This window comes from Demequina sediminis, from assembly GCF_039545075.1.
Taxonomy (GTDB): domain Bacteria; phylum Actinomycetota; class Actinomycetes; order Actinomycetales; family Demequinaceae; genus Demequina; species Demequina sediminis.
Map to the genome: position 1 here is coordinate 1 of NZ_BAABRR010000018.1, position 20,554 is coordinate 20,554.

General features: G+C 70.9%; 21 protein-coding genes. 14 read left to right on the plus strand and 7 right to left on the minus strand.

The window, feature by feature from the left end; genetic code table 11:
• Positions 1-193: 193 nt before the first annotated feature.
• Both ABEA62_RS12325 and ABEA62_RS12330 read left to right on the plus strand, forming a co-directional pair.
• Entirely contained in the window at positions 194-565 is a 372-nt protein-coding gene (locus ABEA62_RS12325; protein ID WP_286215532.1) for a nucleotidyltransferase domain-containing protein, read from the plus strand.
• Complete coding sequence (locus ABEA62_RS12330; protein WP_286215533.1) at positions 562-798, plus strand: hypothetical protein; 237 nt, start codon at positions 562-564, stop codon at positions 796-798. Before ABEA62_RS12325 ends, ABEA62_RS12330 begins: the two co-directional genes overlap by 4 nt.
• A gap of 33 nt (positions 799-831) precedes the next feature.
• On the opposite strand, the gene ABEA62_RS12335 is transcribed toward ABEA62_RS12330, so the two are convergent.
• Positions 832-1,224, minus strand: a complete 393-nt coding sequence (locus ABEA62_RS12335; RefSeq protein WP_286215534.1) for an ArsR/SmtB family transcription factor — start codon at positions 1,222-1,224, stop codon at positions 832-834.
• 80 nt (positions 1,225-1,304) lie between these two features.
• Here ABEA62_RS12335 and ABEA62_RS12340 point away from each other — a divergent pair, with 80 nt between their 5' ends.
• Positions 1,305-2,666, plus strand: coding sequence for an NAD(P)-binding domain-containing protein (locus ABEA62_RS12340; RefSeq protein ID WP_286215535.1), 1,362 nt, complete (start codon positions 1,305-1,307; stop codon positions 2,664-2,666).
• Here the strand turns inward: ABEA62_RS12340 and ABEA62_RS12345 are convergent.
• Entirely contained in the window at positions 2,663-3,016 is a 354-nt protein-coding gene (locus ABEA62_RS12345) for a GAP family protein (RefSeq protein ID WP_286215536.1), read from the minus strand. The genes ABEA62_RS12340 and ABEA62_RS12345 overlap by 4 nt on opposite strands.
• Positions 3,017-3,109: 93 nt before the next feature.
• On the opposite strand from ABEA62_RS12345, the gene ABEA62_RS12350 reads away from it, so the two are divergent.
• The gene (locus ABEA62_RS12350; protein ID WP_286215537.1) at positions 3,110-4,090 is read left to right on the plus strand and encodes a DUF1648 domain-containing protein; all 981 of its coding nucleotides are present in this window, start codon (positions 3,110-3,112) and stop codon (positions 4,088-4,090) included.
• Entirely contained in the window at positions 4,090-4,446 is a 357-nt protein-coding gene (locus tag ABEA62_RS12355) for a GntR family transcriptional regulator (protein WP_345380369.1), read from the plus strand. Before ABEA62_RS12350 ends, ABEA62_RS12355 begins: the two co-directional genes overlap by 1 nt.
• Positions 4,447-4,508: 62 nt before the next feature.
• Here ABEA62_RS12355 and ABEA62_RS12360 read toward each other — a convergent pair whose 3' ends face one another.
• Positions 4,509-5,342, minus strand: a complete 834-nt coding sequence (locus ABEA62_RS12360; RefSeq protein ID WP_286215538.1) for an HAD hydrolase family protein — start codon at positions 5,340-5,342, stop codon at positions 4,509-4,511.
• A gap of 61 nt (positions 5,343-5,403) precedes the next feature.
• Between ABEA62_RS12360 and ABEA62_RS12365 the strand changes: the two genes are divergently transcribed.
• The 3 genes from ABEA62_RS12365 (at position 5,404) to ABEA62_RS12375 (ending at position 7,903) form a co-directional block, all read left to right on the plus strand.
• The gene (locus ABEA62_RS12365) at positions 5,404-6,387 is read left to right on the plus strand and encodes a zinc-binding alcohol dehydrogenase family protein (protein WP_345380372.1); all 984 of its coding nucleotides are present in this window, start codon (positions 5,404-5,406) and stop codon (positions 6,385-6,387) included.
• Positions 6,388-6,449: 62 nt separating this feature from the next.
• Positions 6,450-7,220, plus strand: coding sequence for an SGNH/GDSL hydrolase family protein (locus ABEA62_RS12370; RefSeq protein WP_286215542.1), 771 nt, complete (start codon positions 6,450-6,452; stop codon positions 7,218-7,220).
• 197 nt (positions 7,221-7,417) lie between these two features.
• Positions 7,418-7,903: an NUDIX hydrolase gene (locus ABEA62_RS12375; protein ID WP_345380374.1), complete on the plus strand. Its 486-nt coding sequence runs from the start codon at positions 7,418-7,420 to the stop codon at positions 7,901-7,903.
• A 490-nt stretch (positions 7,904-8,393) separates the two neighbouring features.
• Here the strand turns inward: ABEA62_RS12375 and ABEA62_RS12380 are convergent, their stop codons facing one another.
• Entirely contained in the window at positions 8,394-11,402 is a 3,009-nt protein-coding gene (locus ABEA62_RS12380) for a family 43 glycosylhydrolase (RefSeq protein WP_345380376.1), read from the minus strand.
• Between the two features lie 226 nt (positions 11,403-11,628).
• Here ABEA62_RS12380 and ABEA62_RS12385 point away from each other — a divergent pair, with 226 nt between their 5' ends.
• Entirely contained in the window at positions 11,629-11,901 is a 273-nt protein-coding gene (locus tag ABEA62_RS12385) for a hypothetical protein (RefSeq protein ID WP_286215547.1), read from the plus strand.
• Positions 11,902-11,958: 57 nt separating this feature from the next.
• Here ABEA62_RS12385 and ABEA62_RS12390 read toward each other — a convergent pair whose 3' ends face one another.
• Positions 11,959-13,503, minus strand: a complete 1,545-nt coding sequence (locus ABEA62_RS12390) for a DHA2 family efflux MFS transporter permease subunit (protein WP_286215550.1) — start codon at positions 13,501-13,503, stop codon at positions 11,959-11,961.
• A 216-nt stretch (positions 13,504-13,719) separates the two neighbouring features.
• Between ABEA62_RS12390 and ABEA62_RS12395 the strand changes: the two genes are divergently transcribed.
• Complete coding sequence (locus tag ABEA62_RS12395) at positions 13,720-14,181, plus strand: hypothetical protein (RefSeq protein WP_286215551.1); 462 nt, start codon at positions 13,720-13,722, stop codon at positions 14,179-14,181.
• Here ABEA62_RS12395 and ABEA62_RS12400 read toward each other — a convergent pair.
• Positions 14,124-15,425: an ISL3 family transposase gene (locus ABEA62_RS12400; protein WP_286215553.1), complete on the minus strand. Its 1,302-nt coding sequence runs from the start codon at positions 15,423-15,425 to the stop codon at positions 14,124-14,126. The two genes, ABEA62_RS12395 and ABEA62_RS12400, sit on opposite strands and share 58 nt — an antisense overlap.
• A 120-nt stretch (positions 15,426-15,545) precedes the next feature.
• On the opposite strand from ABEA62_RS12400, the gene ABEA62_RS12405 reads away from it, so the two are divergent.
• The 4 genes from ABEA62_RS12405 to ABEA62_RS12420 all read left to right on the plus strand — a co-directional run bounded on the left by ABEA62_RS12405 (position 15,546) and on the right by ABEA62_RS12420 (position 20,014).
• The gene (locus tag ABEA62_RS12405) at positions 15,546-16,022 is read left to right on the plus strand and encodes a hypothetical protein (protein ID WP_345380379.1); all 477 of its coding nucleotides are present in this window, start codon (positions 15,546-15,548) and stop codon (positions 16,020-16,022) included.
• Positions 16,023-16,063: 41 nt separating this feature from the next.
• Positions 16,064-16,717 (plus strand): NADPH-dependent F420 reductase, encoded by a 654-nt coding sequence (locus ABEA62_RS12410; protein ID WP_286215557.1) that lies wholly within the window; start codon positions 16,064-16,066, stop codon positions 16,715-16,717.
• Positions 16,718-16,826: 109 nt separating this feature from the next.
• Positions 16,827-18,746, plus strand: coding sequence for a family 43 glycosylhydrolase (locus tag ABEA62_RS12415; protein ID WP_345380381.1), 1,920 nt, complete (start codon positions 16,827-16,829; stop codon positions 18,744-18,746).
• The gene (locus ABEA62_RS12420) at positions 18,743-20,014 is read left to right on the plus strand and encodes a glycoside hydrolase family 43 protein (RefSeq protein WP_345380383.1); all 1,272 of its coding nucleotides are present in this window, start codon (positions 18,743-18,745) and stop codon (positions 20,012-20,014) included. Before ABEA62_RS12415 ends, ABEA62_RS12420 begins: the two co-directional genes overlap by 4 nt.
• A 1-nt stretch (position 20,015) precedes the next feature.
• On the opposite strand, the gene ABEA62_RS12425 is transcribed toward ABEA62_RS12420, so the two are convergent.
• Complete coding sequence (locus tag ABEA62_RS12425; RefSeq protein ID WP_286215562.1) at positions 20,016-20,330, minus strand: TFIIB-type zinc ribbon-containing protein; 315 nt, start codon at positions 20,328-20,330, stop codon at positions 20,016-20,018.
• Positions 20,331-20,554 lie beyond the last annotated feature (224 nt).

Sequence of the window (20,554 nt, forward strand, 5' to 3'; positions counted from 1 at the left end):
ATCGCGGTGATCCATTCGAGAGAACTTTGCAAGGGTGAACTCGAAGGCCCCGCGGTGGCCGCTTCCTCTGTCTACGAGGAGCCTTGCCACCGCCGGGCGCTACACCACTCTAAGGGGCACTACTGCGTATGCGGAGGCCCAGCGGTTGCTTCAGGCGGGGATCTTCCGCGAGCGTCGCGCGGGGCGGACGCGAATGCTCTCTGCGAACCTCGACAGCCCCCTGGTCGAGCCTCTGCGCGCCATTCTCCTGATCGCGACGGGTCCTCGCCCGTTGTTGTCGGAGGAGCTTGCGAAGATCGATGGCGTGAGCAAGGCCTTCATCTATGGTTCGTTCGCGGCCCGGTCAGTGGGACGGGATGGTCCCGCGCCGCACGATATCGATCTCATGGTGGTGGGCAGGCCCGAGGTCGAGGCGGTCTATGCCGCGTGCGCGCGCGTCGAGCGTGCGGTCGGCAGGCCGGTCAATCCCACGATCATGAGCGAGGCCGAGTACGCCGAGCCGTCGGGCTTTCTGCAGAGCGTCCGCGAGGGTCCGGTCCTTGCTGTTGTCGGGGACGCGCCGTGACGCTCGCCCCGCTCTCCCGATCTCAGAGAGCCGCGATCGATGGGTTCATCGCCGTGGTCATTGATGCACCGCCGGGCGCTGCTGCCGCGGCCGAGTTCTTCGAGCAGGCCCGCCGTGCGCGCAACGGTCAGAACTATCGCGCTGCCGCAGTGGGAGCTGAGCAGGCCGAGGCGGTTGTGCGCATGGCCGTGGCGCTGAGGACGGCCGCTGCGGACCGAGGTGTAGGCCAGTAACAGGCTCTACTGCGGCGGCTTGCCTGCGAGCCCTCAGCCCAGCAGTGCCCGCGCGGCATCGCCCACGGCGCCGTCGACCGCGCGGAAGTAGGCCCACCGGCCACGCTGCTCGCGCGTCACCAGTCCGGCCTCGGCCAGCTGCTTCATGTGGTGGGAGACCGTGGGCTGCGAGAGTCCCACGGGCTCGGTCAGGTCGCACACGCAGAGCTCGCCCGCGGGGCTTGCCGCGATCATCGACAGCAGGCGCACGCGTGTGGGGTCGCCCAGCGCCTTGAAGACGCGCGCGACGCGCTCCGCCTCGACCGCGTCGAGTCCGCAGTCCAGTCCGGTGCCGCACGCGGGCGCGGCGGAAGCCGACTTCGGGGCCGCGGCGGCGCCCGCGCCAGACCCCGCGGACACGACCGGCAACATCGCGTGCTGCGACATATTGACATCCTTCGATGAATCGAGCATTCTCAACACATTGATGGTAGTCGATGGATGGAGTGAGTGAGATGGTCAGCGCGATGGAACACCCGGTCGTCGTCGTGGGCGCGGGTCCGCAGGGTCTCGCCGCCGCCGCCCACCTGCTCGAGCGTGGCCTGGAGCCGCTCGTGCTCGAGAAGGGCGAAGGGCCCGCCGCAGCGGTCGCGGAGTGGGCCCATGTGCGCCTGTTCTCCGCGTGGCCCGAGCTGGTCGACACGGCCGCCGCCCGCCTGCTGGCCCCCACGGGCTGGGTCGCCCCGGCATCGGGCTACCCCACGGGAGGCGAATGGATGAGCGAGTATCTCGCCCCGCTCGCGGCGGCGCTGGGCGAGCGGGTTCGCTACGGCGCCCGCGTCACCGGAGTCGCCCGCAAGGGGCGCGACCTGGTGGTCGACGCCGGCCGAGCCGAACAGCCCTTCGTGGTGCACGTCGCGCTCGCGGACGGAACCGAGCAGCGGATCGAGGCGCGCGCCGTGATCGACGCCTCGGGCACCTGGGGCACGCCCAGCCCCGCGGGTGCCGACGGCCTTCCCGCGCTGGGCGAGGCCGCCGCCGTCGAGGCCAATCTCGTGACGCACCGCATCCCCGATATCGACGCCGCGACCGCGGCGGACCGGCACACCGTCGTGGTGGGCAACGGCCACTCGGCGCTCACGGCCATCGTCGCCCTCGCGGGCATCGCGGAGGCCCACCCCGAGACCACGGTGACGTGGGTGCTTCGCCGCGGGGGCATCGGCGACACGTTTGGCGGAGGAGACGCGGACGCGCTCCCCGCGCGCGGCGCGCTCGGGCTGCGCGCCAAGGCCGCGGTCGACGCCGGGCGCATCCGTGTCGTCACGGGCTTCCGCACCGCCGCGATAGAGACCACGCCCGCGGGAGCGGTCGTGACCGCCGAGGACGGTCGCGCTCTCGACCCCGCCGACCACGTCATCGTCCTCACCGGATTCCGCCCGGACCTGTCGATCCTCTCGGAGCTGCGCCTCGATCTCGACCCGCGCCTCCAGGCGCCGTCGCGGATCGCGGCGGAGGTGGATCCCAACCTGCACTCGTGCGGCACGGTGCGCGCGACCGGGGCGGCCGACCTCGCGCAGCCCGAGCCCGACCTCTACATCGTGGGGGCAAAGTCCTACGGGCGCGCGCCCACCTTCTTGGCGCTCACCGGCTACGAGCAGGTCCGCAGCGTGGTGGCGGCGATCGCGGGCGACAGCGCGGCGGCCGCCAGGATCGAGCTCACGCTGCCGGAGACCGGCGTGTGCGGGGGAGCGGGCCTCTTCGACGGCGACGAGTCGGGCGCGGGAGGCTGCTGCGCCCCCGCGGGTCCTGTGCCGGTCGGAGTGCCCGCGGGTGCGCGCCCGCAGTTCATCCAGTTGGGCGCCACTCCGGCGGCCGCGCAGTCCTGCTAGATCCCGGAAATCCCCGAGTACAGCACCAGCGCGCCGATCACGGCTGTCACCGCGGCCAGGAGCGTCGCGGTGTGGGCATCGAGCCAGCGCCGCAGCGACTCGAGGACCGGCGTGGCTCGCCGCCCACCGACGGTGGCGGCGACCACGGGGGCGAGCACGGTCGACGAGGCGACGAGCGCGGTGGTGGCGAGTTCGGCCGCGAACGTGGGGGCCGTGGTGCCCAGCCACCACGCCCCGGCAAACGTGAAGCCTGCAGCGCGGCCGCGCGGTCCGAGCAGCACCAGGACCGCGGGCAGGATCGCGAAGGGAGACAGCGCGATGCCGAGCGCGAGCGGAAGGCTGGCGGTCATGCGCTCTCCGTAGTGGGCGCGGTCGGAGCGCGCCCGCTGCCTTCTTAAAGTGTTATAGTTCATCTATAACAACTGTCGAGAGGGGTGGTCGCCATGACCGGAGAACTGGCGCTGCGCAGGGCGCGGCTGGTCGGGGTGGTGGTGCCCGCTGGCGTGGGCCTGCTCGCCGTGGGCGTTCAGGTGGCGATCCTGGGAGATCTGCCGGCCGAGGTCGCGACCCACTGGGGTCCGTCGGGTGCAGATGGCTTCTCGCCCGCCTGGACCGTGCCAGCGATGACGGCCCTGCTGGCGCTCGCGCTGCCGATCGCGCTGGGCTCGACCGGACTGCGCGCCGTGGCGCGCGGCGAGCGTGGATACGCGCTGCGTCTCATGCCCGCGCTCGCGACCGGTCTCTCGACCCTCATGGGCATCCTGATGACCGGCACGCTGTGGCTGCAGCGCGGCCTGGCGGACGCCGCCCAGGCGCCGTCGATCGTGTCGTTGCTGGTGGCCGCCATGGTCGCCGCCGTCGCGGCCGGTGTCGCCGCGTGGCTGGTGCAGCCGCGCGAGTCGAGCGTGCCGCCCGCCCGAGAGCCCGTCACGCCGGTGACGCTCGCCCCCGGCGAGACCGCAGTGTGGGTGGGCCGCGCGGAGACCAGCGGCATCGTCCTGGCGGCCCTGGCCTTCGCCACGATCGCGGTGGGCGCGACGGCCGTGATCTCGTGGGTCGTGGGCGACCGCGGCGTCGCGATCCTGGTCGCGGCGATCACCGTGGTCATGGGCGTGCTCGTCGCGAGCTTCACGGTGTTCCACGTGCGCGTCGATCGCCGCGGGCTCACCGTGACCTCCGCGGGTCGGCTCGTGCGGTTGCGCGTCCCCGCCGCCGACGTCTCGAGCGCCGCGCCCATCCACGTGAGCGGGCTGGCGCAGTTCGGGGGCTACGGGATTCGCTCGGTGCCCGGCGCGACCTCCGTGGTGCTGAGGGACGGAGAGGCGCTCGAGGTGACGCGCCCCGGCGGGCGCCGGTTCGTGGTGACGGTGGACGATGCCGCGGGAGCCGCCGCGATGCTCACCGCGGTCGCGGCGAGGGCCTGATGCTCATCCGGACCACGCCCGGCTCCTCGGTGGCGCTGTACGACCAGATTGCGGCCTCGGTGCGCGTCGAGGCCGCGTCCGGCCGGCTTGCGCCCGGCGACCGCCTGCCGTCCGCGCGCGAGGTGGCGGCCGCGCTCGACGTCAATCTCCACACCGTGCTCAAGGCGTATCAACTCTTGCGGGACGAGGGGCTCATCGAGATGCGCCGCGGCAGGGGGGCGGTGGCGACGGAGCGCGCCGGCGCGCTCGGGGAGTTGCGCGTGGAGGCGCGGGCGCTCGCGGAGCGTGCCCGGGCGCTCGGGGTCAGCGCCGATGCCCTGGCTGGGCTGGTGAGGTCCGTCGCCGACGAGTCCTGAGCGTCCCGATGCGCGGGTTCTGGCGCGAATCGGAGTACTGAGTGTCCCGAACGGGGCGTGGGTTACGCGAGGAGGCCCAGGTCGCTGAAGGCCTCCGCGAGGCCGGCGTGCTGGGGGCCGCGCGCGACGCGGTCGGCGGCGGCGAGAACCGAAGGGCGCGCGCCCTCGATCGCCACGCCCACGCCCGCGTACTCGAGCATCTCGACGTCGTTGAGCCCGTCGCCGAACCCGATCACGTCCTCGCGGTCGAGTCCCAGGTGCTCGACCACGGCCGCGATGCCCAGCGCCTTGTGCATGCCCGCGAGGAACATCTCTCCCGCGCCAGGGCCGAGCTCGGGGATCGACGACGGCAGGACGGTGACCTCCGGTCCCACCACGCGCGCGATCTGGGCGAGCGGGGTCCCGGCATGGAAGGACGCGACCTTGCCGAAGGCGAGCCCGGAGAGGTCCTCGGCGGGGGTGAGCGCCGCGAGGATGTCGCGCCGGCCCGTGCTCATGCCGCCCGCCGGCGAGCGGCGCGTCATCGCGTCGATGGTCGCGGGACGGGCGTAGGTCGCCTCGGCGGCCTCAAGCAGGTACAGCGATCCGTGCGCGTCGAGCGCCTCGAGCGCGCGTACGGCGAGATCGGCGGGGAAGGTGTCATTGACCAGGACGGTGTCGCCCACCGAGGCGTACATCCCTGCGCCCGCCACGTAGCCGTCGAATCCGGCCGCCACGATCCGAGGCGTGAGCAGCGACAGCGGACGCCCCGTGCACAGAAACACCAGGTGGCCCGCGGCGCGCGCGGAGCGGACAGCCTCCTCGTGCTCCGGGGGCACCACTCCGTGGTGTGCGTACGTGCCGTCGATGTCAAGAAAGAGCGCGCGGCGGCGCCCGCCGGAGAGGGTGGGGGTCACGCCTTCACCCTAGCCGCGCGGGCCGTGCGCTCCGGTGTTTCACTGGTGAGGGAGGTGAGCGATGGATGCTTGGGTGGCCCGCCACGGCACGGTGGTGCGGGAGTTGCGACCCGATCGTGTGCCCGCCGCGGATGAACTGCTCGTGAGAGTCGAGGCGTGCGGGGTGTGCCGCACGGACCTTCACGTGATCGACGGGGACCTGCCCCAGCATCGTCCCCACGTCATCCCGGGACACCAGGTGGTGGGAACCGTCGTGGGCGCCGGCGGCGCGGCCAGGGGCTTCGATGTGGGCGAGCGCGTGGGCGTGGCGTGGCTGCACCGCACGTGCGGGACCTGCCGATGGTGCCGCACCGCGCGCGAGAACCTGTGCCCGCATGCGACTTTCACCGGCTGGGACCACGACGGCGGCTATGCGGAGCTGGTGACCGTGCCCGAGGCGTTCGCGTACCCGCTGCCCCTGACGGATGAGGCGCTGGACCTGGCGCCGCTGCTGTGCGCGGGGATCATCGGCTATCGGGCGCTCTCGCGTGCGAACCTCCCGCCCGGAGGGGTGCTGGGGCTGTACGGCTTCGGGTCGAGCGCGTCCATCACCGCGCAGCTGGCGAAGGCGGCGGGTGCGACCGTGATCGCGATCACGCGCGGGGAGCGCAACCGAGCGCTCGCGCGCGAGCTCGAGGTGGACTTCGTGGGGGACGAGCACGCCACGCCGCCCGAGCTTCTCGACGCGGCGATCGTGTTCGCGCCGGTGGGGGCGCTGCTCACGCAGGCGCTCGATGCGACCGCGCGCGGCGGCACGGTCGTATCCGCGGGCATCCACATGTCGCCGATCCCGGAGATCGACTACGACCGCTCGCTGTTCTACGAACGCGACCTCCGCTCCGTCACCGCGAACACGCGCGCGGATGGCGCGGAGTTTTTGGCGCTCGCGCGCAATCTCCACCTCGCGCCGGCGGTCACTACGTATGGGTTCGATCGCGTGGACGATGCCCTAGGTGACCTGCGCGCGGGGCGGGCGCGGGGCTCGCTCGTGGTCAGGATGGGGTGAGGAGTGGCCGGGGTGTCGCAGACCGCACCGGGTGCCGTAACGGCGTCATCGGGCTAGGGTCGATGCTCGTGAGATACGTGGCGATTGGGGACAGCTTCACCGAGGGTGTGGGGGATCCGGTGCCGGGGGGCGTGCGTGGCTGGGCCGACCTGGTCGCGTTGGGCCTCGCGGCCGATTCCGGGCGCGGCGTCCACTACGCGAACCTGGCAATCCGTGGACGGCTGCTCGAGCCCATCGCGACGGAACAGTGCGATGCGGCGCTCGAGCTCGACCCGCGACCCGACGTCATGACGTTCAACGGGTCGGGCAACGACATGATGCGACCGGGCTGGAACGCGGTCCGGATCGAGGCGCTCATTCGGCGTGTGATGGAGCGGACCGAGTCGGCTGGCGTGCGACTCGTGATGCTCTCCGGGCCCGACCCCACCGAGCGGCTCCCGCGCGGACGCGTCTTCGCGGAGCGAGCGGGTGAGCTCATGGAGATCGTCGATCGGGTCGTGGGGGAGTACCCGCACGTGATGTTCGTCGACAACTACCGGGACCGCGAGATGCGCCGCGCCGCGTATTGGTCCGAGGATCGTCTGCACCTCAACGCGCTGGGTCACTCGCGCGTGGCGGCGCGGGTGCTCGCCGCGATGGGTGTCGAGACGGACCTTCCGGTGGCCGCGTCATCCGATCTGGGCTCGCGGGGGTTGCTGTCCGAGGCTGCCTATGTCGGCCGCTACGTGCTGCCGTGGCTGGGGCGGCGGCTCACCGGGAAGTCGTCCGGTGATGGTCGCGACCCGAAGCATGCCACCTGGTCGCTGGTCGAGCCGCCCGCTGCCCCCGTGTGACGGCTCCGCCACACCGTTTCGCGGCTCCGCCACACGGGTCCCGGCGTGTCGCCGGAGTGTCGCGCCTGCAGAGGCCTTTGGGGGCCGATCCCGGGCCGGCTTGTGTGGCGCAGCCGCGGGGGCGGTGTGGTGGAGGGACGTCGCGCGCGTGGTTCATCGAGCCGAGGCGGCGTGGCTGGCTCGGGTAGCGTGACGCCATGGCGACCCCTGACTTCATCCTGGACCTGCGCTCGAAGATCGGCACCGATCTCCTGTGGCTACCAGGGGTGACTGCCGTGGTCCTGCGGCCCGCGCCCGAGGGCGGATCGCGGGAGGTGCTGCTGGTCCGGCGCGCCGACAACGGTGCGTGGACCCCGGTCACGGGCATCATCGATCCGGGCGAGGAGCCTGCCCAGGCCGGAGCGCGTGAGTGCCTCGAGGAGGCGGACGTGGTCGCGGTCGCCGAGGCGCTCGTGTGGGTGCACGCACTTCCCCCCATGACCTACGCGAACGGCGACCGGTCACAGTACCTCGACCTCACGTTCCGATTCCGCTACGTGAGCGGCGACCCGTTCCCGGCCGATGGCGAGAACACCGAGGCCGCATGGTTCCCGCTCGACTCCCTCCCGCCCATGTCGGAGGAGATGAGTGCGAGGGTGCGCGCTGCGGTCGAGCCGGGGGACGTCGCGAGCTTCGTCGCCTGACCTGCCCTCTAGCGCGGACTCCCTCGCGGCTCCGCCAGACGGATTCTCGACTCCGCCACACAGGTCTCGGCGTGTCGCCGGCGAGTCGCGCCCGCGGAGGCCACTGAGGGCCGATGCCGAGGCGGCTCGTGTGGCGGAGCCGCAAGTGAGCGCGGTGTGGCAGCTTCCGACCCCTTGCGGCAAGCGTCGGCTGCGCCACACGTTTTCGCGGCTCCGCCACACGGGTCTCGGCGTGTCGCCGGCGAGTCGCGCCCGCGGAGGCCGCTGAGGGCCGATGCAGAGCTTGCGTGTGTGGCGGAGCCGCAAGTGAGCGCGGTGTGGCAGCTTCCGACCCCGTGCGGCGAGCGACGGCTCCGCCACACGGATTCGCGACTCCGCCACACAGGTCCCGGCGTGTCGCCGGCGAGTCGCGCCCGCGGAGGCCACTGAGGGCCGATGCCGGGGTGGCTTGTGTGGCGGAGCCGCGGGGGTTCCGCTCTGGTGGGGGTTGTTAGTCGAGCTGGTCGAAGCGGTAGAGGAACGTGGCCATGGCGTCGCGCTTGGTGTACGCCAGTGGCCTGTACTCCTGACCCGCAGGCGTGGACCAGCCGGTCGTGATGCCGGTCGACTCCAGCCACGTGATCTCCGTGAAGAACTCCGTCGACGACGCAGTCACATCCACAAACGGAGACTCACCAGGATCAGTCCAGGCAGGCTGGCCCGCATACCGGTACAGGAAAGCAGCCATCGCATCCCTCTTCACCGGCGCCAGCGGACGGAACTCCCGCCCCGCAGACGTCTCCCAACCCGTGGAGATGCCCTCCTGGAACATCCACATAATCTCCTCATAGAACTCCGTCGACGTCGGCGTGACATCCACGAACGGAGACTCGGCAGGAAGCGTCACCTCAGGAGAGCCCGAATACCGGTACAAGAACGCCGCCATCGCATCACGCTTAATCTGCGCCAACGGACGGAACTCCTGACCAGACGGAGTCGACCAGCCCGTGCTAATCCCCTCCGCAGCAAGCCACCCAATCGCCACAGCATGCTCCGAGCCCTCCACATCAATGAAGGACGGCTCGGGATCCACAGGATTCGCGAGGTCGGCGATCTCGGTGGGGGTGAGGGATCGTGACCAGACTCCGAGCTCGTCGATATCTCCCTCGTATGGCACGTCCCAGTGATTGACGCCCAAGCCGAACACGGCATCGTCCGTAGTGAAGACGTCAGGGAATCCCGTTCCCGCAAATGCCGGCTCGCCGTCGAGGTAGAGCGTGACGGCGCCCTCGTCGACGGTGAACGCGACGTGGGTCCACTCGCCCGTGGGGATGAGCGTGGGTGAGACGGCGTCGTACCAGGCCTCTCCTGACCACAGCATGGTGGTGTCGGACCAGCCGCGGGGGTTGAGGCTGATCCAGCTCGTGGTGGTCGGCCCGCCGAAGAACGCGGTGGTGAACTGAGTGAGTGCCGCGGGGCGCAGCCACAAGCTCACCGAGTACTGGTGGGTCCGGATGAGTCCATCGGGTAGCCGAACTCCCGACTCGCCGTCGAGGCGGAGCGCGGAGCCGACCACGCCGTCGTCCACGTAGGACGCGGTGCCGCCAGTCGTCGTGAGGCGGTTGCCGGTGGTGGTGGCGGGGGCGTAGGTGCCGGTGGACTCGGTGAGGTCGCCGTCGAAGGACCATGCGGCCTCGCCCGCGGCCTCGGTGGTGGCCAGCACGGTCACCTCGAAGTCCTTGGAGCCGGTCGCCTCGCCGTTGACCGCGGTCGCCGTGAGCGTCACGGTCGCATCGGGCGCCCCCACCGGGGGGCGCGTGACGGCGCCCGCGGCGGTGACCACGGCATCGTCCGACGTCACCCAGGTGATCACGGTCCCTCCGGTGCCCTCGAGCGGCAGGGAAAGGTCCGCGGTGACGGCAGTCGTGCTGCCGAGCGTGAGCGCAGCGAGCGTCGCGTCGACCGCGTCCTGGCCCGTGGGGGTGTCGAGCGCGCGGCCCAGCACCGATGCGCCGGTCGCGTCGCGCAGGGTGAGGCCTGTCGACCAGGAGTCGAGGTCGGCGTCCCAGATGGGCACGGCAAATCCGGTGTAGTCGATGCCGTCGAGGGAGACCGTCATGGTGTTGTCGCCGGTCAGGGTCCAGGTGCCCTCGGTCTCACCCGTGATGGTGCCATCCGGCGCGAGGGTCACGCGCGACGTGGGGGCGGGGTCGGCGGTGATGTCCTTGCCGAGGTCCACCAGCTGCCAGCCGCCGGCGATCGACTCGGAAGCGACGGCGCCTGCGGACTCGCCTGCGTACCGCATGGGAGACAGGGCGGGCCAGCCATCTTCGGTCATCCACATCTGCTGGACGCGGACCTCATGACGCTCGTCCGTGCCAGGGAAGCGCGAGTGGAACACCAGGAAGGACTCGCCGGTGATGGGGTCGTCGTACCAAGAGTTATGGCCAGGGGAGACGTAGCCGAGCGGGGTGCCGCTGCCGGGATCGCCCACTGCGCGCGTCCAAGCGTGGCCGCCCATCAGCTTGACGCCGTGGGGCTCGATCGCGGCGTCGTCGAAGAGCGTTCCTTCGCCGCCCATGACGGTCGACATGTCGTGACCCTGGGCATCGACGTAGGGGCCATCGGGGTTCTCGGAGCGCATCACGCGCATGTCATAGCCGCCGTCCGCCGTGAGCCCACCGAAGGAGACGAAGAGGTAGTAGTAGCCGGTCTGCTCGTCGAAGCGAATGGTCGGGGCCTCGATGCGCGCGTGATTCCCGCCGATCAGGTGAGTGCCCCACTCCTGGTTCGGCAGGGGCATGCCGGTTGCCGGGTCGAGCTCGAGGATGAAGATGCCGCCCGAGTACGAGCCATAGACCATCCACAGGCGCCCGTCGGCGTCGAAGAAGACGTCGGGGTCGACCGCGTTGGGGTTCACGGTCGCGTCGTAGTCCTCGCCGGGAACCTGCTGGGGCTCGCCGTCGCGCTGCCCTGATCGCAGCATGATGCCGAGGTCCTCGTAGGGGCCATTCACGCTGTCCGAGACGGCGACTCCGAGCGCAGACCGGGGCGAATCTCCGCGGCACGCGTTGTAGTAGAGGTAGTAGCGACCGTCCTCGAGCTGGATCGCGTCCGAGGCCCACAGGGTGGTGGTTTCCGCCCAGGCGAAGGTCTCCGCGAGCTCGGTGTCGATGTCCTCGAAGAGCGCGTTGTCGCGTGAAATCCCCAGGTCAACCGTGTGCTGAGTCCAGTTCATGAGGTCGGTCGTGTGGGCCGATGCGCCGTGCGAGCCAAAGACCCAGATGTCCTCTCCGGACGTGACAACCGAGGGGTCGTGGACCGAGACCTCGGCGAAGGTGGGGGCCGGTGGCGTCGCCTCGGCGGGTGCGGTGGCTGGTGCGGGTGCGGTGGCGGGTGCGGGTGTGGTGGCGGGCGCGGCGGCGGCTTCCCCGCCCGCCGTGAGAATGGCGGCTCCGGAAAGTGCGGCGAGTGTGAAGGCGCTCGCCGCGATCGCTAGTCGAGAACGTGGATGTGCCACGGATGCTCCTGTTCGTCGTTGGACAGTGCGTGATGGGGTGAGTCCCCACGCCGCGCAAAGTTACAACGATGTAGAAGCGGAGTCAATTGGTGGAGGCGGTGGGTCGTGCTCGGTGGTGGGAGCTGGGGAGCTGGGGCGCTGGGGAGCTGGGGCGTGGGGTGGGCGAGGGGCGCGAACGACAGTGGGGGTCCCATAGGAAGCGCAAACCTCGCAGAATCGACTATGGGTGTCCCATAGGACGCTGGCGCTGACGCTGACGCTGACGCTGGCGCTGGCGCTGACGCTGACGCTGACGCTGGCGCTGACGCTGACGCTGGCGCTGGCGCTGGCGCTGACGCTGGCGCTGACGCTGGCGCTGACGCTGGCGCTGACGCTGGCAGGCGGTGAGCGCGCTCAGCCTGCGGACGCGGGATCGCAGGGTTGCGGCTCGGGCGCGAACGACAGTGGGGGTCCCATAGGAAGCGCAAACTTCCCGGAATCGACTATGGGTGTCCCATAGGGCGCTCGGGCGAGAGAGGGGTGAGCAGTTCTGGAGCAGAGCGCTCCGCCGCTCCGCTCAGTGGCCCGCGGGGACCTCGCCAGGGGAGTCGGCCGGGCGCTGGATGAACATCGCGCCCACCACGGCGAGCGTGGCGAGCACGGCCGCGATCACGAACGCGGCCGAGATCCCCGCCGCGGTGGCCCCCGCCGTCGTGGCGCCCGAGTCGGCGCGCGTCAGGGCCACGGCCGCCATGGTCGAGATGAACAGCGCCGTGCCCGCCGCGCCGGCGACCTGCTGAAGCGTCGAGACGGTCGCCGAGCCGTGCGAGTACAGGTGGCGCGGCAGCGACCCGAGGCTCGCGGTGAACAGCGGCGTGAACATGAGCGAGAGGCCGGTGCTGAGCGCGACGTGGCACGCGAGCAGCGCCCACCACGGCGTGTCGGGCCCGAGGATCGCGGACATGGTCCACAGCACGCCCGCGACCAGCGCGGCTCCCGGGATTAGCAGGGGACGCGGTCCGATCCTGTCCACCGCGCGCCCGATCCCCGGCGCGAACAGCGCCATCACCAGGCCACCCGGGAGGAGCATGAGCCCACTCTGCAGCACGGTCAGTCCCAGCACGTTCTGCATGAAGAGCGGCAGCAGGATGATCGCGCCGAAGAGCGACATCATGAGAATGACGAACATGCCGACCGAGACCGCGAAGGTCGGGACGCGGAACGTGCGCAGGTCGCGCAGGGCATCGTCGATACGCTGCAGCACCAGCTGTCGCCACACAAAGAGCGCGAGCGCGACGAGCCCAGCACCAAGAGCCACGATCATCTCCGTGGTGACGCCCTCGCCAGCGGACTCGCCGATTCGGCTCAGGCCGTACACGACCCCGCCGAAGCCGATCGCGGAGAGCAGCACCGACACGACGTCGAGCGGCGCCTTGCGCGGCTCCGTGACATTCGTGAGCAGGCGCCAACCGAGCGCCAACACCGTGAGCGCGATGGGGAGCACGAACACGAACATGAAGCGCCACGGCAGCACGCTCAGGATGAGTCCTGAGACGGTGGGGCCGATCGCGGGCGCGACCGCGATGACCACCGAGATCGAGCCCATGCGACGGCCCCGGGTTGCCGGCGGCTCGAGCTGCATCACGGTCGTGATGAGCAGGGGCAACATGATCGCGGTGCCGCCGGCCTGGATGACGCGCGCGACGAGCAGCGCCTCGAAGCCGGGAGACAGCGCGGCCATCAAGGTGCCGGTGGAGAACAGCCCCATCGCGGCCAAGAAGATGGGTCGCGTGTGGAAGCGCTGCAGCAGGAAGCCCGTGATCGGGATCACCACCGCCATCGTGAGAAGGAAGGCCGTGGTCAGCCACTGAGCGTCGACCGCCGTGATGCCCAGGTCGGTCATGAGGTGCGGGATCGCGACGCTCATCACGGTCTCGTTGAGGATCACGACGAAGGCGGAGACGATCAAGACCCAAATCACCACGGAGTTGCGGCGTGCGGTGGCGGGGTCGATCGGGGCGGACTGGTCTGCTGTCGCGGACTGAGCGGGCGCGGGCTGAGGGGACGCGGAGGAGTGCGGATTCCTAGGCGCCTCGTCCCGGGTGGCGAGGTCGTCGGTCATGGGGTCCATTGTCGTTCACGGCACTGACAATGGGGCACCCCCCAAAAAAGAGGGCATTGCCGCGAGGGCCCCACGTGCATAGCATCGTTATCACTACTCCGGCGGTGCACCCCGCCGGTGTCGCTTTCCTGGGGGCCGCCTGCCGGCGGAGGACGCGGAGGGGAAATGGTGCGTGTGGCTGAGGGGCGCCGTTTTTCGGCGCGAGACGTGCTCGTCATGAGCGCGTCCATCGATCCCACTGGCTTGCGTGTGGTGCGGTTGGCGGTCGGCGACGAGTCCGACGATGCCCGACCGCTCGGGCCGGACGAGCATCCGTCGCCGGAGTCGTCGGCCGCCTTCGCCGAATGGCGCATGCGCCTGGGCGCGTCCGGCGCGTTGCCGAACGTCTACCTTCCGGACGCCGAGCGCCTGTCCTCGCCTCAAGGCCACGTCGACCTCTTCTCGGGCGGGCCGGTCGACGACGCCTCGAGGAGGTACCTCACCCTCGCGGCGGACGCGCGCGCCCTGCGGGTGCGCGCGCGAGTCCTCCTTTGGCTCGCCGCGCGGGCATCGGTGGATGTCGCGGGGACGATGCGCTGGGCCAGTCTCGCGTGCGGGCCCGCTTATCCGGCTCTTCGCATTCAGGGCTGTAGGAGTGGCCTGAAGCCGCCGGCCTCGAGTAGCGATCTCGCGATGTAGTGGGTGAGGTTTCGGAACCCCAGGGCGGATCCGCGGAGGTGCTCGAGTCGGCCGTTGATCGCCTCCGTGGGCCCGTTCGAGGTCCCCGGCCGGTCGAAGTACGCTAGGACGTCGGCGGCGCGATGGCTCAGGGTTCGGCCGAGCCTGCGGAGCTCGACCAGCGCGGCCGGCACGCCGGTGCGAAGCGACTCGATGAGCGCCGTGAAGTCGCGCTTCGCGGTCGCGCGGTCGGGGTGACGGTAGGCGGTGATGATGCGCTGGTAGGCGGCCCATGTGACCTCGACCTCGGTGTGGGCGTCGTCGTCGAACAGGGCGTCGAGGCGTGCCCACTGGCGGTCGGTGAGGTACTCCAGCCCGGTGTGCAGGATCCGACGGGACATGTACAGCGGGTCGCCGGCGTGGCCGCGGTGGCCGTGGATGGCTTGCTGCAGTCGCCGGCGGCACTGGTCGAGGGCGTCACCGGCGAGCTGGACCACATGGAACGGGTCCATGACCGCTGTGGCGTCGGGCAGTTCTTCGGCGGCCGCGGTCTTGAAGCCACTGAAGCCGTCCATGGCGATCGACTCGATTCGGTCGCGCCAGCATCGGGGGCGTTCGGCGAGCCATGTCTGGAACGTCTGTTTCGATCTGCCAGGGATCATGTCGAGCAGGCGGGCCGGACCGACGCCGTCGCGTACCGGGGTGAGGTCGATGATGACCGTCACGTAGTTGCCGCCGTAGCGGGCGTGTCGCCACACATGCTCATCGACACCGAGGACGTGCACGCCCTGGAAGCGGGTGGGATCGTTGATCAGCTGGCGGTGCCCTTCGGTGAGGACCGCGTCGTTCGCGGTGTGCCACGCGACGCCGAGCCCCGCAGCGATGCGGGAGATGCTCAGGTGGTCCACGACGAGCGCCCTCAGCGCCCAGGCCAGGCCGCCGCGGGAGACCTTCGCGCGTGGCTCGGCCGCGGCGCGGAGGTCGTCGAGCCAGAACCGGCCGCATCGATCGCATCGGAACCTGCGTACGCGCACGAGCAGCGTCGTGGGCCGGCACCCGAACGGCTCGTGCGCAAGGCGGCGTTCCTGGCTGCCTCGCGGCCGGCCCCGGTCCCCGCACCCGTGGCACCGGTCGTCAGGGCTCGCGACGCGGCACTCGAGCACCGCCCTGTCGTTCTCGATGCGTTGACCCGTGACGGTCAGGCCAAGGCTGTCGAGGTTGCAGAAGGTCGTGAGATCGGGCGCGCCGAAGGTAGCGTGAGACAAGTCGAGGTCTTCCAGACGGTGAGTGTGAGAACTTCCATCCTGGGGGACCTCGACCCCTACCCCCAACCACCCACCCCCGGGACAGCGCTACAGCCTCATTTGCGAAGAGCCGCTTATCCGATGGCCGCGTCGATGGCGGTCGCGATGGAGTCGGGTATCGCGATCGAGGCGACCTTCGTCGACACGTGCCTGCCGGCAGTCGACGTGAGCCGCCGCGTGGTGCTCGCCCACGGAATCGACCCCGACGCGCACCGGTTCACGGTCGCCCGCGCCGGTGACGCGCCCGTGCCGGCTCAGTCCCAACACCTCGTGGAGGCGCTCGGCCTGCTCGAGGGGCTCTCGTGCGACGCGGCCGCGCGTGCCATCGCCGAGGCCTTCGCCATGGTGCGCCCGGGCGGCTCGCTCGTGTTGTCCGTGATGCTCGCGGGTCGCCCCCCGCGAGATCCCGAGCTCACCGTCGCGTGGCCCATGGGACCGATGCGCACGCTCGGCGAGCTAGCCGCGCTGCTGGCCTCCGCTGGAGTCGACATCGCCGATGCACTGGTGCACATCCCCCAGGACGGCGTCTATGCCGTCGTCGAGGTTGCCCGGCTGTAGCGAGGGCCTCGCTGCGCCCGCGGGCGGGTAGGGTGCGGCGCATGAGCGATGCGGCGGTGCCTGCGACGGTCGGGATCCTCGGGGTGGGGCGCGTGGGGACGGTGCTGGCGCGCCTGTGCCGCGACGCGGGACTCGAGGTTCGGGCCGCGGGATCCGCCGACGACCCGGCCCCGGTGTGCGCGTGCGACGTGGTGATCCTTGCGATTCCGCTCGGTCGCTACCGCAGCCTGCCGCGCGAGCTCCTGCGGGGCCGGCTCGTGGTCGATGCCATGAACTACTGGTGGGAGCTCGACGGCGCCAGGCCCGATCTCGACGACCCCACGACCTCGACCTCCGAGACCGTCGCCGCCTTCTTGGAGGGCGCGCGCGTGGTCAAGGCGCTCGGCCACGCGAGCGTGTGGGAGCTCGAGAACCTTGCGCGGCCGGCCGGTGATCCCGAGCGCCGGGGGATCGCGATCGCGGGCGACGGCGCCGAGGATGGCGCGGGCGACGTCGCGACGGTGGCCGCGCTGGTCGATGCGATGGGCTTCGATCCCGTGATCGCCGGGCCCCTCGCGGCCGGGGTCGCGTTCGAGCCGCCCACGGAGATCTTCGGCTCCGACGCGACCGCCGACGAGTTGCGCGAGATGCTGGCCCGCTTTCCGCGGTCTCAGCGTGGACGCGTGGTCGCCAGGGCGCGCGGGGGGCTGCGGTAGGCGGGTAGGCGCCACGCGCGCGAATTACGCGCGTCCTGCGGCCTTTGCGCCCGCTAGGTAATCGATGTAAATTGCGGGGCGGAACCCATCGACTCGAGGGAGAGCGAACGTGACCGAGCCCACCGTGCCCGGGAAGGAACCGGCACCCGCGCGGGGACCGGCGCGCCGCGTCCGCGCGTACCACCGCACCCCCACCTCGGAGGCCGAGGCCAACAACGCGGACATCGCGCTCAGCATGCACCTCGCGATCGAGGGACCCGGCGGGTGGGCGCCGCTCTTCGACGACTACGGCATCTTCTTCGCGCGCGTCGCCGAGACCCCTGGCCCGGCCGGCACCACCGAGGAGATCCTGCGTTCGCTCGTCGATCCGCACCTGTTCCACCTGGAAGGTGGCGAGTTCGGCGTGGTGGCGACGCGCGTGGCGCGCGGCGGCGGCCCCGACGGCACCGAACAGTCGAGCGTCCTCATCGCAACCTCGCCCGACCTGCTCACCTACACCGAGATCGGCCTGCTCGATCTGGGCGTGACGGACGGCGTGCATCGTCCCGCCGCGGCCTTCGACGCCCAGGCCGGCGTCTACCGCCTGTCGTGGAGCGACGATGCCGGGTGCGCCCGTCGCGCCACGGTTGCCGATCTCGCGGACGCCGCCACGGTGGGCGCGGTCGAGGACGGCGGCGTTGACGGTCTTGAGCATGGCGCGCCGCTTGCGGTCCCGGAGGAGGTCGCGCGCGGCCTCGAGGTGAGGTTCGGGAGGATCGTCAACACGGACGCGCGCCCGCTGCCCGAGGTGCACGTCCCGCGGGGCGGGATGCTCGGTGTCGATAGCCTGCCCGGACGCCTCGAGCTCGACTACAGCGACGGCTCCACGGGGTCATTGGCGATCGAGTGGGACCTCGCCGCACAGGCCGCGATCGACACCGCCGTGCCCGGCGAGCACCGCGTGCAGGGCCGCGTCCGCCAGGCCGTCTACCCGACGCCGTTCGCCGACGAGCGGGCCGATCCGAGCGTCTACCGCTTCGACTTCAACGGCGAGCAGAAGTTCCTCATGATCGCCACCAAGGACCTTCACCTTGACCCCGTGAACAACTCGGGCGAGCCGGTGGGGATGCCCCTCCGCATGGCGGACCGCATCGAGGACCTGTCCGACGAGGCCCTTGAGGCCGGCCGCGTCACCGAGGTCGACCTGCTGGTCCACGGCTCGCCCGATGCGGACGGCAACTCGATGACCGGCTGCTTCTGGGCGCCCGAGATCCACCTCATCGACGGCACGCTGTCGATCCTCTTCATGCCCAGCTACGGCACCCCGACCGACATGTGGTCGGGACGCGCGAGCATCGTCCAATTGCGCAAGGACGCCGCGGGGCGTCATCTTGACCCGACCGTGCCCGCGCATTGGACGCCGGCGCGGCACGTGGTGCGCGCGGACGGCGCCGCGCTCAACCCGATCCAGGGCATCTCTCTCGACATGACCTACGTCGAGGACTCCGGCCAGCACTATTACGCCTGGCAGATGCTCGGCAGCGTGTTCATCGCGCGGATGGATCCCGCGGACCCGACGCGGCTCACGAGCGATCCGGTGCGCATCATCGCCCCCGAGTACGCGTGGGACAACCTCATCGCCGAGGGGCCCAACGTGCTCGCGAGGGACGGCCGGCTCTACCTGCTGTACTCGGGCTCGACGGTGGGCGACACCTACACGACGGGGCTCGCGACCGCCCCGGCGGGAGAGGGCGCCGACCTCACCGACCCCGCGACGTGGACGCGGTTGGGCCATCCGATCCAGAAATCGGGGCCCTTCAACGGCGAGATGCAGCTGGGCACCGGCCACGGCATGTGGTCCGAGGACGAGGACGGCAATCTCCTCTACGTCTTCCACGCGCGCACGGATCGTAAGGGCCTCACGGGGCGCGACATGTTCGTGCGCCGGGTCCACTTCGCGACCGACGGCATGCCGGTGCTCGACATGGAGACCGAGGAGGAGTTGCTGCCTGAGCTGCGCGACGTCTCGGTGACGGTGCGCGTGCGATGACCGGCTCGGCCGCCGGGGGAGAGCCCTACGGCTACCTGATGGTCCACTTCCTTGAGGATCCGGACGGCTACGCCGAGAGGATCTACCTGGACCTCTCCGACGGCAACGACCCCGAGCGCTGGATCCCCCTCAACGGCGGCGAGCCGGTCCTCGCGTCCCACCTGGGCACCACGGGCGTGCGCGACCCGCACCTCGCCTTCAACCCCGAGACCGGGACGTACTTCATCCTGGGCACGGACCTCCGGGTGTTCGGCGGGGACGATGCCGGGTGGGAGGCGTGGTCGCACGGCTACTCGACGCGGATGAACGTGTGGGAGTCGCGCGATCTCATCACGTGGTCGCCGCAACGCCAGCTCGACGTGGCGCTCGATGCGACCGGCGAGCCCGCGCCGGGTGTTCCCGACATGGGCATGATGTGGGCAGCCGAAGCCACCTTCGTGCCCGACTTCCACGGCGAGGGCGAGGGCGCGTTCGTCGTGTACTGGACGTCGACCGTGGGCGACCACCAGGTCATCCTGTGGGGCTCCACCACGGACTTCACGCAGGCGACGTGGCGGTTCGGCGGCGTGATGCTCGACCATGGCGAGGACACGATCGACGCCACGGTCCTGCGGCACGGCGGCCGCACCTACCGCGTCACGAAGTCGAATGGCGCGAGCGCGCGCGGCCTCTTCATGGAGGTCACCGACGCGACGCGCTGGTGGGAGTCGGACACCTCATGGACCCAGGTCCAGACGCGCATCGGCGAGGAGTACGCCGCCGGCCACGGCGTCGAGGTTCCCACGATGTTCCGCGCCCACGACCAAGATCGCTGGTACCTCTACGTGGACGTGATCCCGAGCATCGGCTACCGGCCGTTGGTCGCGACGGATCTGGACGGCGCGCCGCCGTGGGCGGCGCTGGAGAGCTCACGGTTCTCCTTGCGCGCCGCGACCAAACATGGGGGAGTGCTGGGTCTCACCAGGGCGCTGCACGAGTCCCTGAGGGCGGCCGATGCCGCAGCCGCCGTGGTCGCCGACGTGGGCGAGGTCGCGGCGTTGCCCGAGCGCGTCGAGGCGCGACTGCACGGCGGGGGGACGGCGTTCTTCCCGGTGGAGTGGGGTGTGCCGGACGCCGCGGGTGTGGTCGAGGGGGTGCTGACGGGGAGCATCGGCGCGAACCTCAACGCCTGGGTCGGGGCCGCGGGCTCGACGGCGTGGGACGCGGCGGACAAGGTGGCGTTCAGCGCGACCGCGATCCGGGTGCGTGCCCGGATCGCGGCGGGCTGATTCATCCGAAGTCGAACAGGTCTCCCAGGAAGGACTCTTTGCGCTTGGGCTTGCTTCCGTAGCGGGGGTCGTAGCCGCGCTGGTCGTAGCCCTTGCGGTCGTCGTACGAGCGCTGGTCGTAGCCGCGTTGGTCATATCCGCGCTGTGTCTCGCGGGCGGGGGCCGGCGCGGGTGCGGACTCGGCGGCGGAGCGGTCGATGATCTTGTCGAGCTCGCCGCGGTCGAGCCACACGCCCCTGCACTCGGGGCAGTAGTCGATCTCGACTCCCTGGCGGTCGGACATGACGAGCGTCGCGTTGTCGACGGGGCACTTCATCGTGGGGACTCCTTGTGTCGGGGCCTGGAGCGGCCATGCGGCGGCCGCTCTCGCGATGCCAACGCGCTGGCGGGCGCGACTGTTCCCGCCGTCGGGGTGAAGTTGACCCCGTTTCCCGGACAGGTAGTTGGTTGGTCATGCGGCCAGCGCGAGCTGGCGGCGTTCGTACTCTAGCGGGCTGAGGTAGCCCAGGGCGCTGTGGCGTCGGCGGGCGTTGTACCAGC